The following is a 15,985-nucleotide window of genomic DNA, read 5'->3' as shown; positions in this document are numbered from 1 at the left end:
AACGAAACGCGGTGGCAGAAGTAGCATTTTGCGATTCCTGGTAATTCGGTCTGAAAATGAAGCGCTAGTGAAGATTGGGTTGGGCGCCCTGGCCTTTTTCGTCGATCACCGCGCCGGTCTCGAAGCGGTCGAGCCGGTAGGCCTTGGCGACCTCATGCGGCTCGTCTTTCGCGATAAGATGGGCGAAGCACCAGCCCGAGGCGGGCGTTGCCTTGAAGCCGCCATAGCACCAGCCGCAATTGAGATAGAGGCCGTCGATGCCGCTCTTGTCGATGATCGGCGAGCCGTCCATCGACATGTCCATGATGCCGCCCCAGCTGCGCAGAAGGCGCAGGCGCCCGATCATCGGCATCACGGCCATGCCGCCCTCGCAGACATCCTCGACCACCGGCAGATTGCCGCGCTGGGCGTAGGAATTGTAGCCGTCGATATCGCCGCCGAAGACGAGACCGCCCTTGTCGGACTGGCTTACATAGAAATGTCCGGCCCCGAAGGTGATCACGCCGGGGATCAGCGGCTTCAGCCCCTCGGAGACGAAGGCCTGCAGGACATGGCTCTCGATGGGCAGGCGCAGGCCGGCGAGGGTGCCGACCTTCGAGGTGTTGCCGGCCACCGCCATGCCGATCTTCTTGGCCCTCAGCGTGCCGCGGGTGGTCTCGACGCCGACGATGCGGCCGCCCTCGCGCACGAAGCCCTTGACCTCGCAATTCTGCACGATGTCGACGCCGCGATCGCTGGCCCCGCGCGCATAGCCCCAGGCCACCGCATCATGGCGGGCGGTGCCCCCGCGGCGCTGCAAGAGGCCACCCTGGATGGGAAAGCGCGCATCGTCGAAATTGAGGAAGGGCGCCATCGCCCTGACGCCGTCCTGGTCGAGCAGCTCGGCATCGACGCCATGCAGGCGCATGGCATTGCCGCGCCTGGCATAGCCATCGCGCTGGGCGTCGGAATGGTAAAGATTGAGCACGCCGCGCTGGCTCATCATGGCGTTGTAGTTGAAGTCCTGCTCCAGCCCTTCCCACAGCTTCATTGAATGCTCGTAGAAGGGGATGTTCCCAGGCAGCAGATAGTTGGAGCGCACGATGGTGGTGTTGCGACCGGCATTGCCGCCGCCGATCCAGCCCTTTTCCAGCACCGCGACCTTGGTGATGCCGAATTCCTTGGCGAGGTAATAGGCCGTCGCCAGGCCGTGCCCGCCGCCGCCGATGATGATGACGTCATAGGAAAGCCGCGGCTCGGCATCGCGCCAGGCCGGCTGCCAGCCGCGATGGCCGGTAAGGGCGTTCTTCAGAAGAGAGAAAACGGAATAATGCATCAGGCTTCTTGCCGGGGACGGGTTCGGAGAGCTTCGGACAGGGCGGGGTGAACGGTCGCGCGGTTCAGCGACATCTTGGATGAGGAAAGCGACACTTGCGAACTCACGTCCAGATCAAATCACACCCACACAGGATGTTACCGACAGTGAAAGATTATTCCTGCACGTGCAACCTCTTTCCGCGCTTTCCGCAGACTTCTCTGTCAGATGGCCGACTGCGAGACCGACGACTTCATGACCCTCCCGCGCTCGCGCCCAGGGTGACGAGAAGCTCGTCCAACTGCTCGAATTGCTCGGGCATCCCATCCGCCATCCCGGCAATGGCAGCGTCGAGAGCTTCCTTCGAGGGATAGAGTTCGTGCAGGACCAGCAGCGTCTTGCCGCCTTGTTCCTCGAAGGTCACCGTGGTCACGGGAGCGTCGTCGTCTTCCTCATTGGTCCAGACGAGGCGCGAGTGCGGTGTCGCTTCGATATACCTACCGAAGAACGCCATAGAGTTCGAGGCGTCGTGTCCGAACTCGAGACGGTATCTGCCTCCGACGTGAACATCCATCTCGCAGGAAAGCAGGGGTACGCCCATCGATTTCGGCGCCCACCATCGCATGAACAGCTCGGGCTTGGTCCACGCCTCAAACACGATGCGCGCCGGGCCGTTGAAGGTTCGTGTAACGACCAGCTCACGCTCGGACTTCCGATCCACCGTCGTGCGGTTCTTCATGGGGGTAGGCTCACTTGCGTCCATCGACCTTCTCCTTCCATTTCAGTTCCTCGACAACCTTGTCCAGTTCGTCGAAGCGTGCGTCCCAGAGTTGGCGGTACCTCTCGATCCATGCCGCCTCTTCCTCCAGTCGGCGCGGGCCGAGCTTGCAGGTCCGCACGCGCCCGACTTTTTCCGTGGTGACGAGCCCCGCCTGCTCCAAGACGCCGACATGCTTCTTCATGCCCGTGAGGGTCATGTGGAACTTCTCGGCAAGGTCCGTGATCGAAGCGTCTGCACGCCCGAGCTGCTCCAGAACGCCGCGTCGGGTGGCGTCCGAGAGCGCGGCGAATGAGGCATCGAAGCGGGTCCGTCCATACTGAACCATGTGGTTCAGTATGTAACACGCGGATTGGCGGCATGCAAGGAGAGGCCGCGCGCGCTGCGTTGCCCACCGCCTTCGCTCCCAAATCGACTTCATTTCGATGCAGTTTCGACAGACTCGGGGATCCCCAGCACAAAGCGCGTTTACACGCAAACGTCCATTGCTATAACTCCTTGTTTTAGCAAGTCTTTTCGATTCTTGCCGATTCCCTCAAATCGCAAAACGCTATAGGCCCTAGGCACTCATCCTGCCCCGGCCGCGCATGTCGGAGGGGCGGCTGCCATAGACGCGCCGGTACCAGGTCGCGAAATGCGAGGTCGAGGTGAAGCCGGTGGTCACCGCGATGTCGATCACCGAACGATCCGAGTAGAGCAGGAGCTCGCGTGCCCGCTCGACGCGGATCTGCATGTAGTAGCGCAGCGGCGTCATCCTCGTGTGTTGCAGGAAGAGCCGTTCGAGCTGGCGCGGGCTGACGCCGACCTTGCGCGCGATACCGGGCAGCGTCACCGGATTCTCGATCTGGCGCTGCATCAGGGTGATGGTCTGGCGCACCTTGTCCGGAAGGAAAGCGAGATTCTCCAGCCGTCCGCCCCGCTGGTCCTCTCGCTGGTCGCGGATGCGCTCGTGGTGGAACTGGTTGGCGACGCCTCGGGCGAGGTCCGCCCCGTGCCGGTTGGCGATCAGATGCAGCATCATGTCCATCGCCGCCGTGCCGCCGGAGCAGGTCATCCGGCGCTGGTCGATCTCGTAGAGCTTGTTGGTGCAATCGAGATCCGGGAAATCCTCCTGGAAGGCGGAGCGGTTCTCCCAGTGGATGGTGCAGCGATAGCCGTTGAGCAGGCCGGCCCGTGCCAGGAGATAGGGTCCGGTCGAGATCGCGCCGATGGCAAGCCCGCGCCGCGCCGCCTGGCGCAGGATGGAGAGATAGCGCCTCTCTTCCGCCTCGTCGATGCGAAGACCGCCACAGACGAAGACGTAGGCTGCATCGGCGAGGGCTTCGGCATGGTCGACGACCGCAAAGGGCAGGCTATTGGAGGCCAGGACCTCGCCTGCCTCTAGCCCACACAGGCGCCAGCCATAGGCTTGCTTGCGGGCGAGGCGGTTGAGCGAACGTAGCGGCTCGATCGCCGAAGCCAGGCTCATCATTGAAAAGCCGGGCACCAGCAGGAAGGCGAAGATCTCAGCCTGGCCGCTGTCTGACGTCATGGCAGTATCATGGCAACGGCCTCAACTCCAGGGGAACGGGCTGTTCGAGACGGGATGCAGCCTGCCCTCGGCGTAGCGTGACAGGCGGAAGGGCTCCAGCAACGCGCTCCGGCCGCCCGTGATCTCCTCGGCCACCAGGGCGCCAACGCCGAGCATCTTGTAGCCGTGGTTGGAGTCGGCCACGACATAGCAATTCTCGCGGAAGACATCGAAGACCGGGAAGCTGTCGGGCGTGAAGCAGCCGATGCCGCCGGATTTCTCCTCGTGATAGCTGACATGCTTACCCTCGAAGCGCTTGTGACAGAAGGCGAGCGCCGAGGTCCACATGTCGACGAACTCCTCCGAAGCCACGAATTCCGGGCTCTTCGGGCCATAGGGGTCGATCGCCACCTCGTCCACGGGCGTTTTCACCTTGTAGGGCATGGCGCCGCCCTGCACGCCGTTGAAGTGGAAGTCAGGCTTGTAATAGACGCCCCACAGATCCTCGGTGATCAGCTTGCCGGTCTTGTCGGAATAGAGCGGCGCATCGGTGTCGACATGGATCACCGGCGGCATCGTGCCGTCATTGGTGGTGAGGAAGCCGGGATCGACCGCCAGCACGCCCTCCTCCAGCTGCCAGAAGTGCCACATTGGGACGTCGTGGTGCATCGTGCCGTCGCGCCCCTTGATCGAGATGGTTTTGGGCAGCCCCAGCATGTCCCAGAAATTGCGCACCCAGGGGCCGACGCCGATCACCACATAGTCGCATTCGATCCGGCCTTGGTCGGTCTCGACGGCGCTGATGGCGTTGGAGTGCTGGCCGAATTCGAAGCCGGTGACGCCGACGCCCTCCAGGATGCGCACGCCGGCATTGCGGGCCTTTCTGGAGAGACCCTCCAGCGAGGCCATGTTGTTGGCATAGCCGCCGCGCTTCTCGTGCAGCACCGAGGTGATGCCCCTGGCCTGCCAGTCATCGAACAGGCCGGTCATGTAGCGGCTGCAATCCGGCGCGCCCTCGATGAAGTCCGACTCGTAGCCGATCGCCTTCTGCTGCTCATAAATGCTGGCGACATCCTTATGCATCACCTCGGGACTGATCTGCATGTAGCCGACCGGATGATAGGAATAGGCCTCTGGATCGCTTTCCCAGACGCCTACGGAATGCGCCATCAACTCGCGCATGGCTGGCTGGAAGTAGTTGTTGCGCACCACGCCGCAGGCGATGCCGGAAGCGCCCGCACCCACCTTGCCCTTGTCGAGCACCACGATATCGGCCTTCGCGCCGCGGCCCCGGGACTTGAGCTTCCCGGCGAGGTGATAGGCCGTGGAGAGGCCGTGGATGCCCGCGCCGATGACGACATAGCGGGCCTTGGAAGGGAGGGGCATGGAAGGCTCCAGAAAGGGATGGCCGCCCAATCATCATCCCGCGGGTAAGGCAAGGACATCATGTTTTCGACATGAGGCAGGAGAAAAACGACATATGCGGCGGATGACCCCAGTCGGAAATCGCGAGTCCCCTGTCGGAAACTTCAGCGCCCATAGGCAACTTCTCCGCCACAATGCGGGAGCCGACAGTGATCCAGTGAGACACCCCATGCCGCATCAAGAGCTTGTCCGCGATCTTCTCGCCCAGCGCCGGAGCGGCTTCAGTCTGCCGCAGGGCCTCTATGTCGACGATGCGATCTTCCAGGCCGAGCTCGACGCCGTCTTCGCCACGGATTGGCTGTTCGCTTGCAATGCTTGCGAGATCAAGCGGCCGGGCGACTTCCACACGCTGGAGATCGGCGGCAATTCGCTCATCGTCCTGCGCGACCGCGACGGCCAGATCCGCGCCTTCCACAATGTTTGCCGCCATCGCGGCTCGCGCCTCTGCCTGACCGAGAGCGGGCATGTGAACCGCCTCGTCTGCCCCTATCATCAATGGGTCTATGAGCTCGACGGGCGACTGATCAACGCCCGCCAGATGCCCGACGATTTCGATCCGGCCGGCTACGGGCTTCGGCCCGCCCACGTCGAGGTCATCTGCGGCATGATCTTCGTCTCCATCGCCGAGGAGCCGCCCTCGCTGGAGCGTTATCGGGCGGCGGTGACGCCCTATATCGCGCCCCATATGCCCGATCGCACCAAGGTTGCCTTCACTTCCACCATCATCGAGGAGGCGAACTGGAAGCTGGTGATCGAGAACAACCGCGAATGCTATCACTGCTCCGGCAACCATCCCGAACTCCTGGTCACGCTGGTGGAGTTCGCCTTGCCGGACGATCCGGCTGCCAGCGCGACGTTCAGGGGGCTGATGGAGCGCTCCACCGCGCGCTGGGACCGTCTCGGCCTTCCGCACCGGCCCGCCGATGGCGGTGTCGAGTTCCGCTGCATCCGCCTGCCCTTCAACGAGGGGACGACGTCCTTCACGCTCGACGGCAAGCCTGGTTGCGCCAAGCTCCTGGCCGATTTTACCGAGCCGGAGCTCGGCTCCGTTCGGTTGTTCCGGGTGCCCAACAACTGGAACCATTTCCTCTCCGACCAGATCATGCATTTCCGCGTCCTGCCGCTCTCGGCCCATCGCACGGCGGTGAGCACGACCTGGCTGGTGCACGAAGATGCGGTGGAGGGCGTCGACTACGACGTCGGGCGCCTGACGGCCGTCTGGCTCACCACCAACGATCAGGACCGGCAACTCGCGGAGAACAATCACCTGGGCATTCGCTCCAGCGCCTACCGCCCCGGCCCTTACGCGCCCTCGGAGTTCCTCCTGAACAATTTCTCAGATTGGTATGTCGCCAAGATGGAAGCCTATGCCGGCAGTCCCAGGCCCGTGCTGGCAGCGGCCGAGTAGCCCCGTGCCCGTGGAAGTATCCGAGCCCGGCGCCGGGCTGATCCGCCTGTCCTGCGTCGGTGTGCGTCGGGAAACGCCGACGATCCGCTCCTTCCTGTTCGAGACGCAGGCCTCCTTCGAGCATGAAGCCGGGCAGGCGATGACGCTGAAAGTGCCTTACGGCGGGGAGGATCTGATGCGGACCTTCTCCATCTTCTCCGCGCCGGCGGAGGGCAAGGTGGAGATCACCATCAAGGCCCATGCTCAGGGCCGCGCCACCAACTGGCTGCACCGCCATATCTTGGCCGGTGCCACCATCGAGGCCTGGCCGCCGCGCGGGCGTTTCACCCTCGAAGGGCGCCGGCCTGGCGCGCCCCTTGCCTTTGTTTCCGCGGGCCCTGGTGCGACACCGCTGATGTCGATGCTGCGGAGCCTCGTTCTCGTGGAGCCCGACGCGGATATCGCCTGGTTCCATCTGGCCCGCGCGCCGGACGAACGCCGAAGGAGACCGGAGCACCGCCTTTCATATGGAGGCGTTCGGCCCTATCACGAAGCCTGCCGCCTTGCCTCCGGGCGGCGAGGCAGGCGCCCCGCAATATCGGCTGCGTATTGGGGAGCGGGACATCGGGGTCGGCCCGGGCGAGACGATGATGCAGGCGGCGCTGCGCCAGGGTGTGATCATCCCCTGCGGCTGCGGGCAGGGCCAATGCGGTACCTGCCGGGTCGAGAAGGTCAGCGGCGAGATCGATCTCCGTCATGATGGGGGGCTCAGCCCCCAAGAGGAAGCGGCCGGCTATATCCTTGCCTGTTCCTCGCGCCTGCGATCCGACCGCGAGATCAAGCTTCGCTGAGGGCAGGGGCCGACAACCTGTTTCATAGCGGCGCCGGCATGCCATAGTCTGCAACGATAGACATGCAAGGGAGCCCACCATGGGCACGACATCGCAGGCGCAGACCGTCATCACCCGAGCCGAGGAGCGGCCGCGAGAGGTGTGGGACGATCCGGCCAAGGGGAGTGTCGCCTGGCATACGCTGTTCAGCGCCGACATCACACCCACGGACGCTCTATGCGCCGGCATCGCGATTCTGTCTCCAGGCGGCAACAATCCGCCGCATCGCCATGCCGAAGCCGAGATCTACCTGATCCTGGAAGGCTCGGGTGTGCTCACCGTCGACGGCAAGGAAAGCACCGTCACCAACGGAGCCGCCATCTTCATTCCCGGCAATGCCTGGCATGCGCTGCGCAACAGCGGCGAGGGCGATCTGAGGCTGTTCTATGTCTTTCCCACTGGCCGTTTTTCGGACGTCGTCTACGAGTTCCCGGCCTGACAGAATGATCGGGAGAGGCGACCGGCAGGCCCCGGCCATCGATAGGGCGAAGCGCGACGAACGCGCATCCGAGATGAGGTCGAAGACCCGGTGCAATCTGGCGACTTTTCAACGGGATTGGCGTTTTCATCATTCGTTTCGCCTGATAGCGTTCCCGATCCCGGCCGCAGGCTTGGCAAGCTGCACCGGCAACCACAAGGAAAGACCCGTGACCACCGACGCTGCCTGGAATCCCGCCGAACGGGTCCGCGAGCTTTCCTATCGCCTCGTGCGCTGGCCGAGTGAAACGGGCACGCCGGATGAAGCGTCCTTCGGCGAGAAGCTCGCGGGGCTCCTTCGCGAAATTCCCTATTTCCAGGACCATACCGAGGATATCGCCCTGATCGACAGCCATGGCTCGCCGCTGACGCGGAGCGTGGTGGCGGTGGTGCGCGGCAGCGGCCGGCGCACGCTGGCACTGGCAGGGCATTACGATGTGGTGTCCATCGGCAATTATCGCGATCTCGCGCCGTTGGCCTTCGAGCCGGACCAATTGAGGGAGGCACTGATCGCCGACCTGTCGAGCCGGCCCCTGGCTCCCAATGAGGAGCGGGCGCTTGCCGATTTCCGCGGCGGCGATTTCATCCCGGGGCGGGGTATGCTCGACATGAAGAGTGGCGTTGCGGCCGGCATCGCCGTGCTCGAGGAGTTCGCGGCGCAGGAGGAGCGCGAGGGCAACCTCATCCTCTTCGTCACGCCCGACGAGGAGCGCAACTCGCAGGGCATGCGCAGCCTGCGCCGGGCCCTGCCGGCGCTGACGGCGCGCTGGGGCCTCGACATCGTCGCGGGCATCAATCTCGACGCCACCAGCGACCAGGGCGACGGCGCGGAGGGGAGGGCAATCTACCGGGGCACCATCGGCAAGCTCCTGCCCTTCGCTTTCGTGATCGGCCAGCCCTCGCATGCGAGCTACCCGTTCGAAGGCATCAGTGCCCATCTGATCGCGGCGGAGATCATGCGGGCGATCGAGGCCAATGCCGAGCTTTGCGACCGCGCCGGCGGCGAGGTTTCCCCGCCACCGATCTGCCTGGAGGCCCGCGATTTCCGTGGCGGCTATGAGGTGACTACGCCCGAGCGCACCTGGATCGCCTTCAACTGGCTCTCCCATTCGCGCACGCCCGAGGAATTGTTCGGCGTGTTCCGGGCGAAAGTGCAGGGGGCGCTGTCACGTGCTCTTCAGCATTTCAACATGCAGGCCGAGCGTTATGCCCACTATCTCGGCGCCGCCCAGCCTTCCGGTGGGCAGGACGCCCGGGTGCTGACGGTTTCCGAACTGCTGCTGGAACTTGCCCGCGTCGGCGGCGAAGCGGCCGTAAATCGCATCAAGGTGCTGGAAGCCTCGCTCGCCGGCAATGACAATCCGCTCCAGCTCACGCGTGCGCTTGTGGATGCGATGGTGGCGGAGGCGCGTGTCACTGGGCCTACCGTCATCGTCGGCTTCGGCAGCCTGCATTACCCCCACACCCATCTCGATGATGCGCGCCCGTCCCACAGAGCTTTTGCGCGGGCGTTGGAAGCAGCACGCCTCGCCACGGAACGGGAATTGGATACGCACTTCAAATACCGTGACTATTTCACCGGCATTTCCGACATGAGCTTCCTCGGCCATGCATCGAGGGAAGACGATAGCCGCATCGTTGCTGCCAATACGCCGGCTACCCGGCATATCGACGGGATCGTACCCGACGCGCTGTCCTATCCCACCGTGAATATCGGGCCCTGGGGGCGTGAGTTTCACCAAAGGCTGGAGCGTGTCCACGCGCCTTACGCCTTTGGCATCCTGCCACACTTCCTGCGGGCCATCACCCGGGAGGTTCTCGGTCCAGGGTCCCTGCCACGCCTGGAGACGTCGCCGTCAGGCGTTCGGGGAGATGCCTGACGGGAGACGGATTCGTCAGCCGAATCACGCCTCCTTGACTTCGAGCGATTCGCCGTTGCGATGCCGGTCAGGCTTGATGCGCGGCTGCCCGAGCAAGGCCTTGCGCTCGGCGAGCCAGCCCTCGGCCAGCTTGAGGGCGTCCGCCGTCATGCGATAGGTTCGCACCCGACCGCTCTTTTCGGAGGTGACGATGCCGGCGGCCTCGAGCACGCTGAGGTGCTTGAGCACGGCCGGCAGGCCCATGGAAAGCGGCACGGCGAGTTCGGTCACCGTGGCGGAGCCCTGGCAGAGCCGATCCACCATGCTGCGACGGCTCGCATCGGCAAGGGCATGAAACATTCTGTCGAGGGCTTGCGCGTCGGGGCTGGATGCCACGTCAGCTGCCTTTCTCGACCGGGAAACAGAAGCAGAAGCGCTTGGAAACATCAACATCGCAGGAGACTGGCTGGAGGTAAAACTGTGCTGGTCTGAGAAGCAAGGAAGGTGAAATAGAGGTCATCGGTAGATTTTCTGTCTCCAATACTTCACCATTTGGCTAAGTGTTGTCTGAAATAAAAGCGCGATTACCAACGGTTCGCTGATCGGCTAACCTTCTATCACAATCCCGAATTTTATAACGACAGCTGTTGTATTCAAGATCCTGGGGCCGCAAAAAGAAGCCCGCGGCGCGGGCTTGTATAGGGTACCGAGAGAACCGAGCGAAGGTGCGAACGACACAGCATGGAGGGGATCTGTTCGGAGATCGCTGCGCCATTCGCCAGTACAATCTAGACGTCATTCGCCCCTCGCACACTCCGTCAAATATGACGTGTTTGCCCTGACGCAGCGGCAGACTGCAAATCGGTAACATCTCATCCTGCCATGCGGATGCGCGCGTATCCGGGAGGCGCCTTGGTCTCAGACCTGTCTGAGAAGATTGCTGATTGACATCGCCAATTTTCCCATCTCTATGTTGCAAAATTCAGTAACCTATCATATAGGTGTTGAGTTTTGATAAACACCGCCGCCCTTCTTGCCAATTCGGACGCCGATCGCGGCCTGGTCGGGCGCGTGATGCGGGCGGTGACCGATCATATTCGAATCGGCCGGTTGCGTCGGGGGGACACCATTCCGAGCGAAGCGACCCTGGCGACGGAGCTCGACGTCTCGCGGACCGTGGTTCGCGAGGCCTATCGCTCGCTATCCACGCTCGGCATCATCGATGTCGGCAATGGCCGCCGCGCCCGCGTCGGCTCGATCGACAACAATGTGCTGGGCATGGTGTTCGACCATGCGGTGCAGACGGATCAGGCCTCGATCCAGCAGATCTACGACGTCAGGCGGACGATCGAGATGCGCACTGTGGCTCTCGCCGCTTTGCGCCGCAGCGATCGCGAGGCGCACGAGATCGGCCGCTTCGCCGCCGCCATGCTGGAGGATTTCCATACCCCCGATCGGGTGATGGAGCACGACATCGCCTTCCACGCCGCCATCGGCCGGGCCTCGCGCAATCCGCTGTTTGCCCTGATCGTTAGTTCCTTCGAGGTGGTCACGCGGCAGACCTGGCGCATCGGCTGGACGAGCCGCCCCTCCGATGCCGACCGGCTCAATTCGGTCGACTGCCACATCCGCATCGCTGCGGCGATCACCGCCGGCGACCAGCACCTGGCGGAGGCGACGATGGCCGAGCATTTCGACAAATCCGTGAAGGCCCTGCTCGCGGCCGGGATCGTCTGAGCCATGAAGATCACCGCCCTCGGCACGGCATATATGCGCCAGGGCCGCGGGCAGAATGCCTTCAACTGGGGGCTGGAGGAAAAGAATCTCAACGACTTGGACGCCTTTCCTCATCGCGCGGATAAGCTGGCGGAGGAGCTGCTCTCGGAGGCCACGGCCAGATCGTGTTCGACAAGCGGGTGTCGGCGACGAGCATCGACGAGGTGCACGAGCATCTGTGAGGGCGCCGCTTAGTGCGTGGGCGCCTCGCCGACAGGTAGGCCGATCCGGTCCAGGATCTGCCGAAGCGCGCTCTCCAGGGGCTGGCTGCGGTGTCGAAGGCAATAGGCCCGCAGCTGGTTCCGCAGGACCGTATTGTCGTTCAGGACTGTCGAAGGCTCGCTGCCACCGATGGAGGCGGTGTAATCCGTCTGCGTCATCGCCCCGGTGTAACCGTCGAGATAGCCTCTCGCCCAGGTCACGATCTGGCTGTCGAGATGGGACTTGCGCGCTTTTATTCGGACAGGCCGGTTGCGGCGCGAGATTTCGGCCTCATGCAGCAAGTAGTGAAGCCAGTTGGAACCTGCTGCCGGGATAATCCGTTTTTGTGAAGGGCCGGGCAAAGTCTCGTCCATGGAAAGCCTTTTTCGTCTATTAGTTTGACAGCATTGCATAAGCCAAAGATCAGGAGATGTTCCGATGAGGTATTCTGCTGAAAAGCTACTTTTGATTTTCGTTGTTTCGTTGATGCCTTTTGCCAGTGCAACCGCAAGTGTCTGTTCCAGCCAGATTGCACGATTGCAGTAAACGATGCCGCGCGATACTGGCGCCCCGGCTCCGGTGGTTGCTTCGGCGCCGCAATCCGTTGGCGCCCAGCTCGACCGGCAGCCGACGCCCGCTGCGATCGAGCGTGCCAAGCAGAGTGCACAGGCCAATGTCGGGGCTGCCCTGATGCAGGCGCAGACCTATGACGCTCACGGCAAGACGCAGGAATGTGAGAGCGCCGTCGGCAAGGCGCGCCTGATTCTCAGTCCCTGAGACGGCTGTAGCGAGCGCTCAGGAGCAAGGCCATTTCTCGTGAAAGGCAGTGCCGGCGAGCGTCATGAAGGATTCGCTCTGCCTGTCCGCATGGGCGTCGAGATAGGCGGCGGCCACGCCGGCCATCTGTGGAAGGGTGACATCGGCCGGCTTACAGAAGCGGCTGTCAGCCGGCAGGATGCGGCCGACGCCCTGGAGATCATCGATCTCGAGGGCGCAGTAGAAGCTCGGCAGAATGAGGTCGTTGCTGGTCGAGGCGTCATTGGCAGCAAGGCTGTGGCAGGCCTGCACATAAAACGCACCACTGCCGGGAAGCGTCTGGGCGGCCAGGGAGGATTGGAGACCCGCGAGGAGGACGGCCGAAAGCAGAAGTGTTTTTACCATCTGAAATCCCTCCACGGGCAATCAATAGCCGCATAGGGCAGGGCTGTCTCCTCAATTGTGCCTCGGCGCCAAGCCCGCGCGGATCTCACCCCGCGGCCGAGCGCAGGAAATCGAGGTCGCAGCCCTCCTCTGCCTGGAGCACGTGGTCGCGATAGAGCTTGGCCCAGCCGCGCTCGCCGGCCATCGCCTGCATCTTCGCTTCCCTGGCCTGCAGAACGGCATCCTCGACCAGCAGGTCGAGCCGGCGCTCGGCGACACTGATGCGGATGCGGTCGCCCGTCTCGATGCGTGCCAGCGGCCCGCCCGCGGCGGCTTCCGGCGAGATGTGCAGCACGATGGTGCCATAGGCGGTACCGCTCATGCGCGCGTCGGACAGGCGCAGCATGTCCTTGACGCCGCGGCGGGCGAGCTTGGTGGGGATGGGGATATAGCCGGCCTCCGGCATGCCGCAGGCCCTGGGGCCGGCATTGCGCAGCACCAGCGCGTCCTCAGGCTCGACATCGAGATCGGGGCTGTCGATGCGCTCGGCGAGGTCCCGTAGCCCCTCGAAGACGACCACGCGGGCCGTCTTCTCGAACAGGCTCGCATCGGCGGCGGCGCGCTTCAGGATGGCGCCGTTGGGCGCGAGATTGCCATAGAGGGCGACGAGGCCGCCATCGGCGCGGATCGGCTTGTCGAGTGGGCGGACGATCTCGCCGTCGATCCACTCGCCGGCCGGCGGCAGCTGTTCGCCGAGCGTCTCGCCGGTGATTGTCAGGGCACCGAGATCGAGATGGGCCTCGAGCCGGCGCAGGAGGGCGCCAACACCGCCGGCATTGAAGAAATCCTCCATATAGCCCTGGCCGGTGGGCTTGAGGTCGACGAGCACGGGCGTCGCATCCGAGACCCGGTTGAGCGCCTTCAGATCGACCTTGAGGCCGAGCCGTCCGGCGATGGCGGCGAGGTGGATGACCGCATTGGTCGAGCCTCCAATGGCGAGCAGCACCCTGACGGCATTGTCGACGCTGGCCTGGGTGATGACCGTGTCGAGGGTGCGGCCGGAGAACGCCAGCTCCATGGCGGCGGTGCCGCTTGCCTCCGCCGCCCGCAGGCGGTCGGCATGCACGGCGGGGATGGCGGCGGTGCCGGGCAGCATCAGGCCCATCGTCTCGCATAGGATCGCCATCGTGCTCGCCGTTCCCATCACGGCGCAGGTGCCGGCGGTGGTGGCGAGCCGGCCCTCGACTGTGTCGATTGCCTCGTCGCTGAGCTCGCCAGCGCGGTAACGGCCCCAGAAGCGGCGGCAATCGGTACAGGCGCCCAGGCGCTCGCCCTGGTAGCGGCCCGTCATCATCGGCCCGGTGGCGAGCAGGATGGCTGGCTTGCCGGCCGAGGCCGCGCCCATCACCAGGGCCGGCAGCGTCTTGTCGCAGCCGCCGATCAGCACCACCGCATCCATTGGCTGGGCGCGGATCATCTCCTCCACGTCCATGGCCATCAGGTTGCGGAACATCATGCTGGTCGGGTTGAGGAAGACTTCGCCGAGCGAGGTCACGGGGAAGTCTAGCGGCAGGCCGCCGGCCGCCAGCACGCCGCGCTTCACCGCCTCGATCAGCTCGGGCACGCCGCGATGGCAATTGTTGAAGCCGCTCGCCGTCCAGGTGATGCCGATGATCGGCTTCGACAGCATCCGGCGCGAATAGCCCATGGAGAGGGCAAAGGAGCGCCGGAGATAGGCGGCAAAGCGCGGATCGCCGTAATTGGTCAGGCCGTCGGCGATGCCGGGGGGAGGGGCAGGCATGGGGCCCTCTGTCGTCAGGAAAACCGCGCCTCGGGTTCGGGCGTGTCTCCCGGCAATAGGCCCTCCCTGCTGGCGCAGGTCAATAAACGACATGTTTACCGACGGCCAATGCTCCCGATATCGCCGGGGGGCGAAGGCGACCTGCCCGCTCTCACGACGGCTGCAACTGCTCGCGCGAGCGGGACGGCAGGGGCGGAAAGGCCAGCGACACCGCCACCGCGCCGAGGGCGACGGCGAAGGAACCGATGTAGAGCCAGCGATAATCGTTGAAATTGTCGAAGATCCAGCCGCCGGCCACCGGCCCGAAGGCCATGCCGAGGCTGGAGGCCATCGTCACCGCGCCGAATACCGTGCCCATGATGCGCGGCCCGAAATATTCGCGCGCCAGCACCGCATAGAGCGGCATCACCCCGCCATAGGCCGTGCCGAACACCAGGGAGAGGAGATAGAACTGCTCGAGCCGGGTGACATAGAGATAGGCGCTGATGGCGAGGGCCTGCACGAGGAGCCCGGCGACCAGAACCGGCTTGACGCCGATGCGATCGGCCATCACGCCCAGGAGCAGGCGCCCACCGAGCCCCGCCAGGCCTTCGACGCTGTAAATGCTGACGGCCGCGAGCGCCGAGATGCCGCAGATCATGGCATAGCTCACCATGTGGAAGATCGGCCCGGAATGGGCGGCGCAGCAGAAGAAGAAGGTGAGGGCGAGCACAATGAATTGCGGTGTGCGGAAGGCCTGCGCCGCCGTGAAGCTTGTCGTCCCGCTCTCCGTCTGCATCGCCGAAGTGCCCTCACCGGACGCCAGCGGCGCGGGCCTGATCAGCAGGGTGGCCGGGAGGAGCAGCACCCAGGCTGCAATGCCCACGGTCAGCATGGCGTCGCGCCAGCCGAAGACGCCGATCAGCCAGGTGGCGAAGGGCGACACCGTCATCGGCGCGACCCCGATGCCCGCCGAGACCAGCGAGACGGCAAGGCTGCGATTGCGTTCGAACCAGGTGGTGACCGAGGCGATCATCGGCGCAAAGAAGGCCCCGCCCGCGATGCCGACGATGATGCCATAGGTAAGCTGGAATTCGAGGAGCGTTTCAGCCCGGCTTGCCAGCGCCAGGCCCAGCCCGAGCAGGGCGGAGCCCGCCAGCGCCACCGGGCGCGCACCGAAGCGATCGCTCGCCGTACCCCAGGCAAAGCCCGCCACGCCCATGAACAGGAAGTCGAGCGTCATCGCGCTCGAAATGCCGGCATGCGACCAGCCCGTATCGGCAGACATCGGCCGCTGGAACACCGCCAGCGAAAACATGGCGCCGGCCCCGACACAAGTCATCAAGGCACCAACCGCGACAATCACCCAACCATAGAAGAGTTTCATCCGCATGATTCCCGTCTCGAGCCGAAGCTGTTGCTGTCATGCACTGAGGACGAATGAGAGGGACGCAAACCGACAGGGGTG

General features: G+C 64.2%; 16 protein-coding genes. 7 read left to right on the top strand and 9 right to left on the bottom strand.

Annotated elements, in window-relative coordinates; all coding sequences use genetic code 11:
- Positions 1-64: 64 nt before the first annotated feature.
- From QQL24_RS12960 to QQL24_RS12940, 5 genes are all read right to left on the bottom strand, one after another.
- Positions 65-1,315 carry a sarcosine oxidase subunit beta family protein gene (locus tag QQL24_RS12960; protein ID WP_284312529.1) on the bottom strand — a complete coding sequence of 417 codons (1,251 nt, stop codon included), beginning with the start codon at positions 1,313-1,315 and terminating at the stop codon, positions 65-67.
- A gap of 232 nt (positions 1,316-1,547) precedes the next feature.
- Entirely contained in the window at positions 1,548-2,057 is a 510-nt protein-coding gene (locus QQL24_RS12955) for an SRPBCC family protein (protein WP_284312528.1), read from the bottom strand.
- On the bottom strand, positions 2,044-2,400 hold the full coding sequence (locus tag QQL24_RS12950) for an ArsR/SmtB family transcription factor (protein WP_284312527.1): 357 nt from the start codon (positions 2,398-2,400) through the stop codon (positions 2,044-2,046). The genes QQL24_RS12955 and QQL24_RS12950 overlap by 14 nt, the downstream gene beginning before the upstream one ends.
- 231 nt (positions 2,401-2,631) lie before the next feature.
- Entirely contained in the window at positions 2,632-3,603 is a 972-nt protein-coding gene (locus tag QQL24_RS12945; protein ID WP_284312525.1) for a GlxA family transcriptional regulator, read from the bottom strand.
- A gap of 21 nt (positions 3,604-3,624) precedes the next feature.
- On the bottom strand, positions 3,625-4,968 hold the full coding sequence (locus QQL24_RS12940; RefSeq protein WP_284312524.1) for an NAD(P)/FAD-dependent oxidoreductase: 1,344 nt from the start codon (positions 4,966-4,968) through the stop codon (positions 3,625-3,627).
- Positions 4,969-5,176: 208 nt separating this feature from the next.
- On the opposite strand from QQL24_RS12940, the gene QQL24_RS12935 reads away from it, so the two are divergent.
- From QQL24_RS12935 to QQL24_RS12920, 5 genes are all read left to right on the top strand, one after another.
- On the top strand, positions 5,177-6,415 hold the full coding sequence (locus QQL24_RS12935) for an aromatic ring-hydroxylating oxygenase subunit alpha (protein WP_284312523.1): 1,239 nt from the start codon (positions 5,177-5,179) through the stop codon (positions 6,413-6,415).
- Between the two features lie 4 nt (positions 6,416-6,419).
- On the top strand, positions 6,420-7,154 hold the full coding sequence (locus tag QQL24_RS12930) for an FAD-binding oxidoreductase (protein ID WP_284312522.1): 735 nt from the start codon (positions 6,420-6,422) through the stop codon (positions 7,152-7,154).
- On the top strand, positions 7,069-7,245 hold the full coding sequence (locus QQL24_RS36620; RefSeq protein WP_431310681.1) for a 2Fe-2S iron-sulfur cluster-binding protein: 177 nt from the start codon (positions 7,069-7,071) through the stop codon (positions 7,243-7,245). Before QQL24_RS12930 ends, QQL24_RS36620 begins: the two co-directional genes overlap by 86 nt.
- A gap of 79 nt (positions 7,246-7,324) precedes the next feature.
- The gene (locus QQL24_RS12925; RefSeq protein WP_284312520.1) at positions 7,325-7,723 is read left to right on the top strand and encodes a dimethylsulfonioproprionate lyase family protein; all 399 of its coding nucleotides are present in this window, start codon (positions 7,325-7,327) and stop codon (positions 7,721-7,723) included.
- 208 nt (positions 7,724-7,931) lie between these two features.
- The gene (locus QQL24_RS12920; protein ID WP_284312518.1) at positions 7,932-9,641 is read left to right on the top strand and encodes a M20/M25/M40 family metallo-hydrolase; all 1,710 of its coding nucleotides are present in this window, start codon (positions 7,932-7,934) and stop codon (positions 9,639-9,641) included.
- Between the two features lie 24 nt (positions 9,642-9,665).
- Here the strand turns inward: QQL24_RS12920 and QQL24_RS12915 are convergent, their stop codons facing one another.
- Complete coding sequence (locus tag QQL24_RS12915; RefSeq protein WP_284312611.1) at positions 9,666-9,980, bottom strand: ArsR/SmtB family transcription factor; 315 nt, start codon at positions 9,978-9,980, stop codon at positions 9,666-9,668.
- Positions 9,981-10,694: 714 nt separating this feature from the next.
- Between QQL24_RS12915 and QQL24_RS12910 the strand changes: the two genes are divergently transcribed.
- Positions 10,695-11,357, top strand: a complete 663-nt coding sequence (locus QQL24_RS12910) for a FadR/GntR family transcriptional regulator (RefSeq protein ID WP_284312610.1) — start codon at positions 10,695-10,697, stop codon at positions 11,355-11,357.
- Between the two features lie 230 nt (positions 11,358-11,587).
- On the opposite strand, the gene QQL24_RS12905 is transcribed toward QQL24_RS12910, so the two are convergent.
- Positions 11,588-11,971 carry a hypothetical protein gene (locus QQL24_RS12905; protein WP_284312516.1) on the bottom strand — a complete coding sequence of 128 codons (384 nt, stop codon included), beginning with the start codon at positions 11,969-11,971 and terminating at the stop codon, positions 11,588-11,590.
- A 175-nt stretch (positions 11,972-12,146) separates the two neighbouring features.
- On the opposite strand from QQL24_RS12905, the gene QQL24_RS12900 reads away from it, so the two are divergent.
- Positions 12,147-12,374 (top strand): hypothetical protein, encoded by a 228-nt coding sequence (locus QQL24_RS12900; protein WP_284312515.1) that lies wholly within the window; start codon positions 12,147-12,149, stop codon positions 12,372-12,374.
- A gap of 469 nt (positions 12,375-12,843) precedes the next feature.
- On the opposite strand, the gene QQL24_RS12890 is transcribed toward QQL24_RS12900, so the two are convergent.
- Positions 12,844-14,538: a dihydroxy-acid dehydratase gene (locus tag QQL24_RS12890; RefSeq protein ID WP_284312513.1), complete on the bottom strand. Its 1,695-nt coding sequence runs from the start codon at positions 14,536-14,538 to the stop codon at positions 12,844-12,846.
- 151 nt (positions 14,539-14,689) lie between these two features.
- Entirely contained in the window at positions 14,690-15,904 is a 1,215-nt protein-coding gene (locus QQL24_RS12885; RefSeq protein WP_284312512.1) for an MFS transporter, read from the bottom strand.
- Positions 15,905-15,985: the final 81 nt, after the last annotated feature.

The sequence above is a fragment of the Labrys miyagiensis genome, from assembly GCF_030160835.1.
In the GTDB taxonomy this organism is placed as follows: Bacteria; Pseudomonadota; Alphaproteobacteria; order Rhizobiales; family Labraceae; genus Labrys; species Labrys miyagiensis.
The sequence above is the reverse complement of the archived record's forward strand: the minus strand, read 5'-3'. Positions and strand labels throughout refer to the sequence as shown.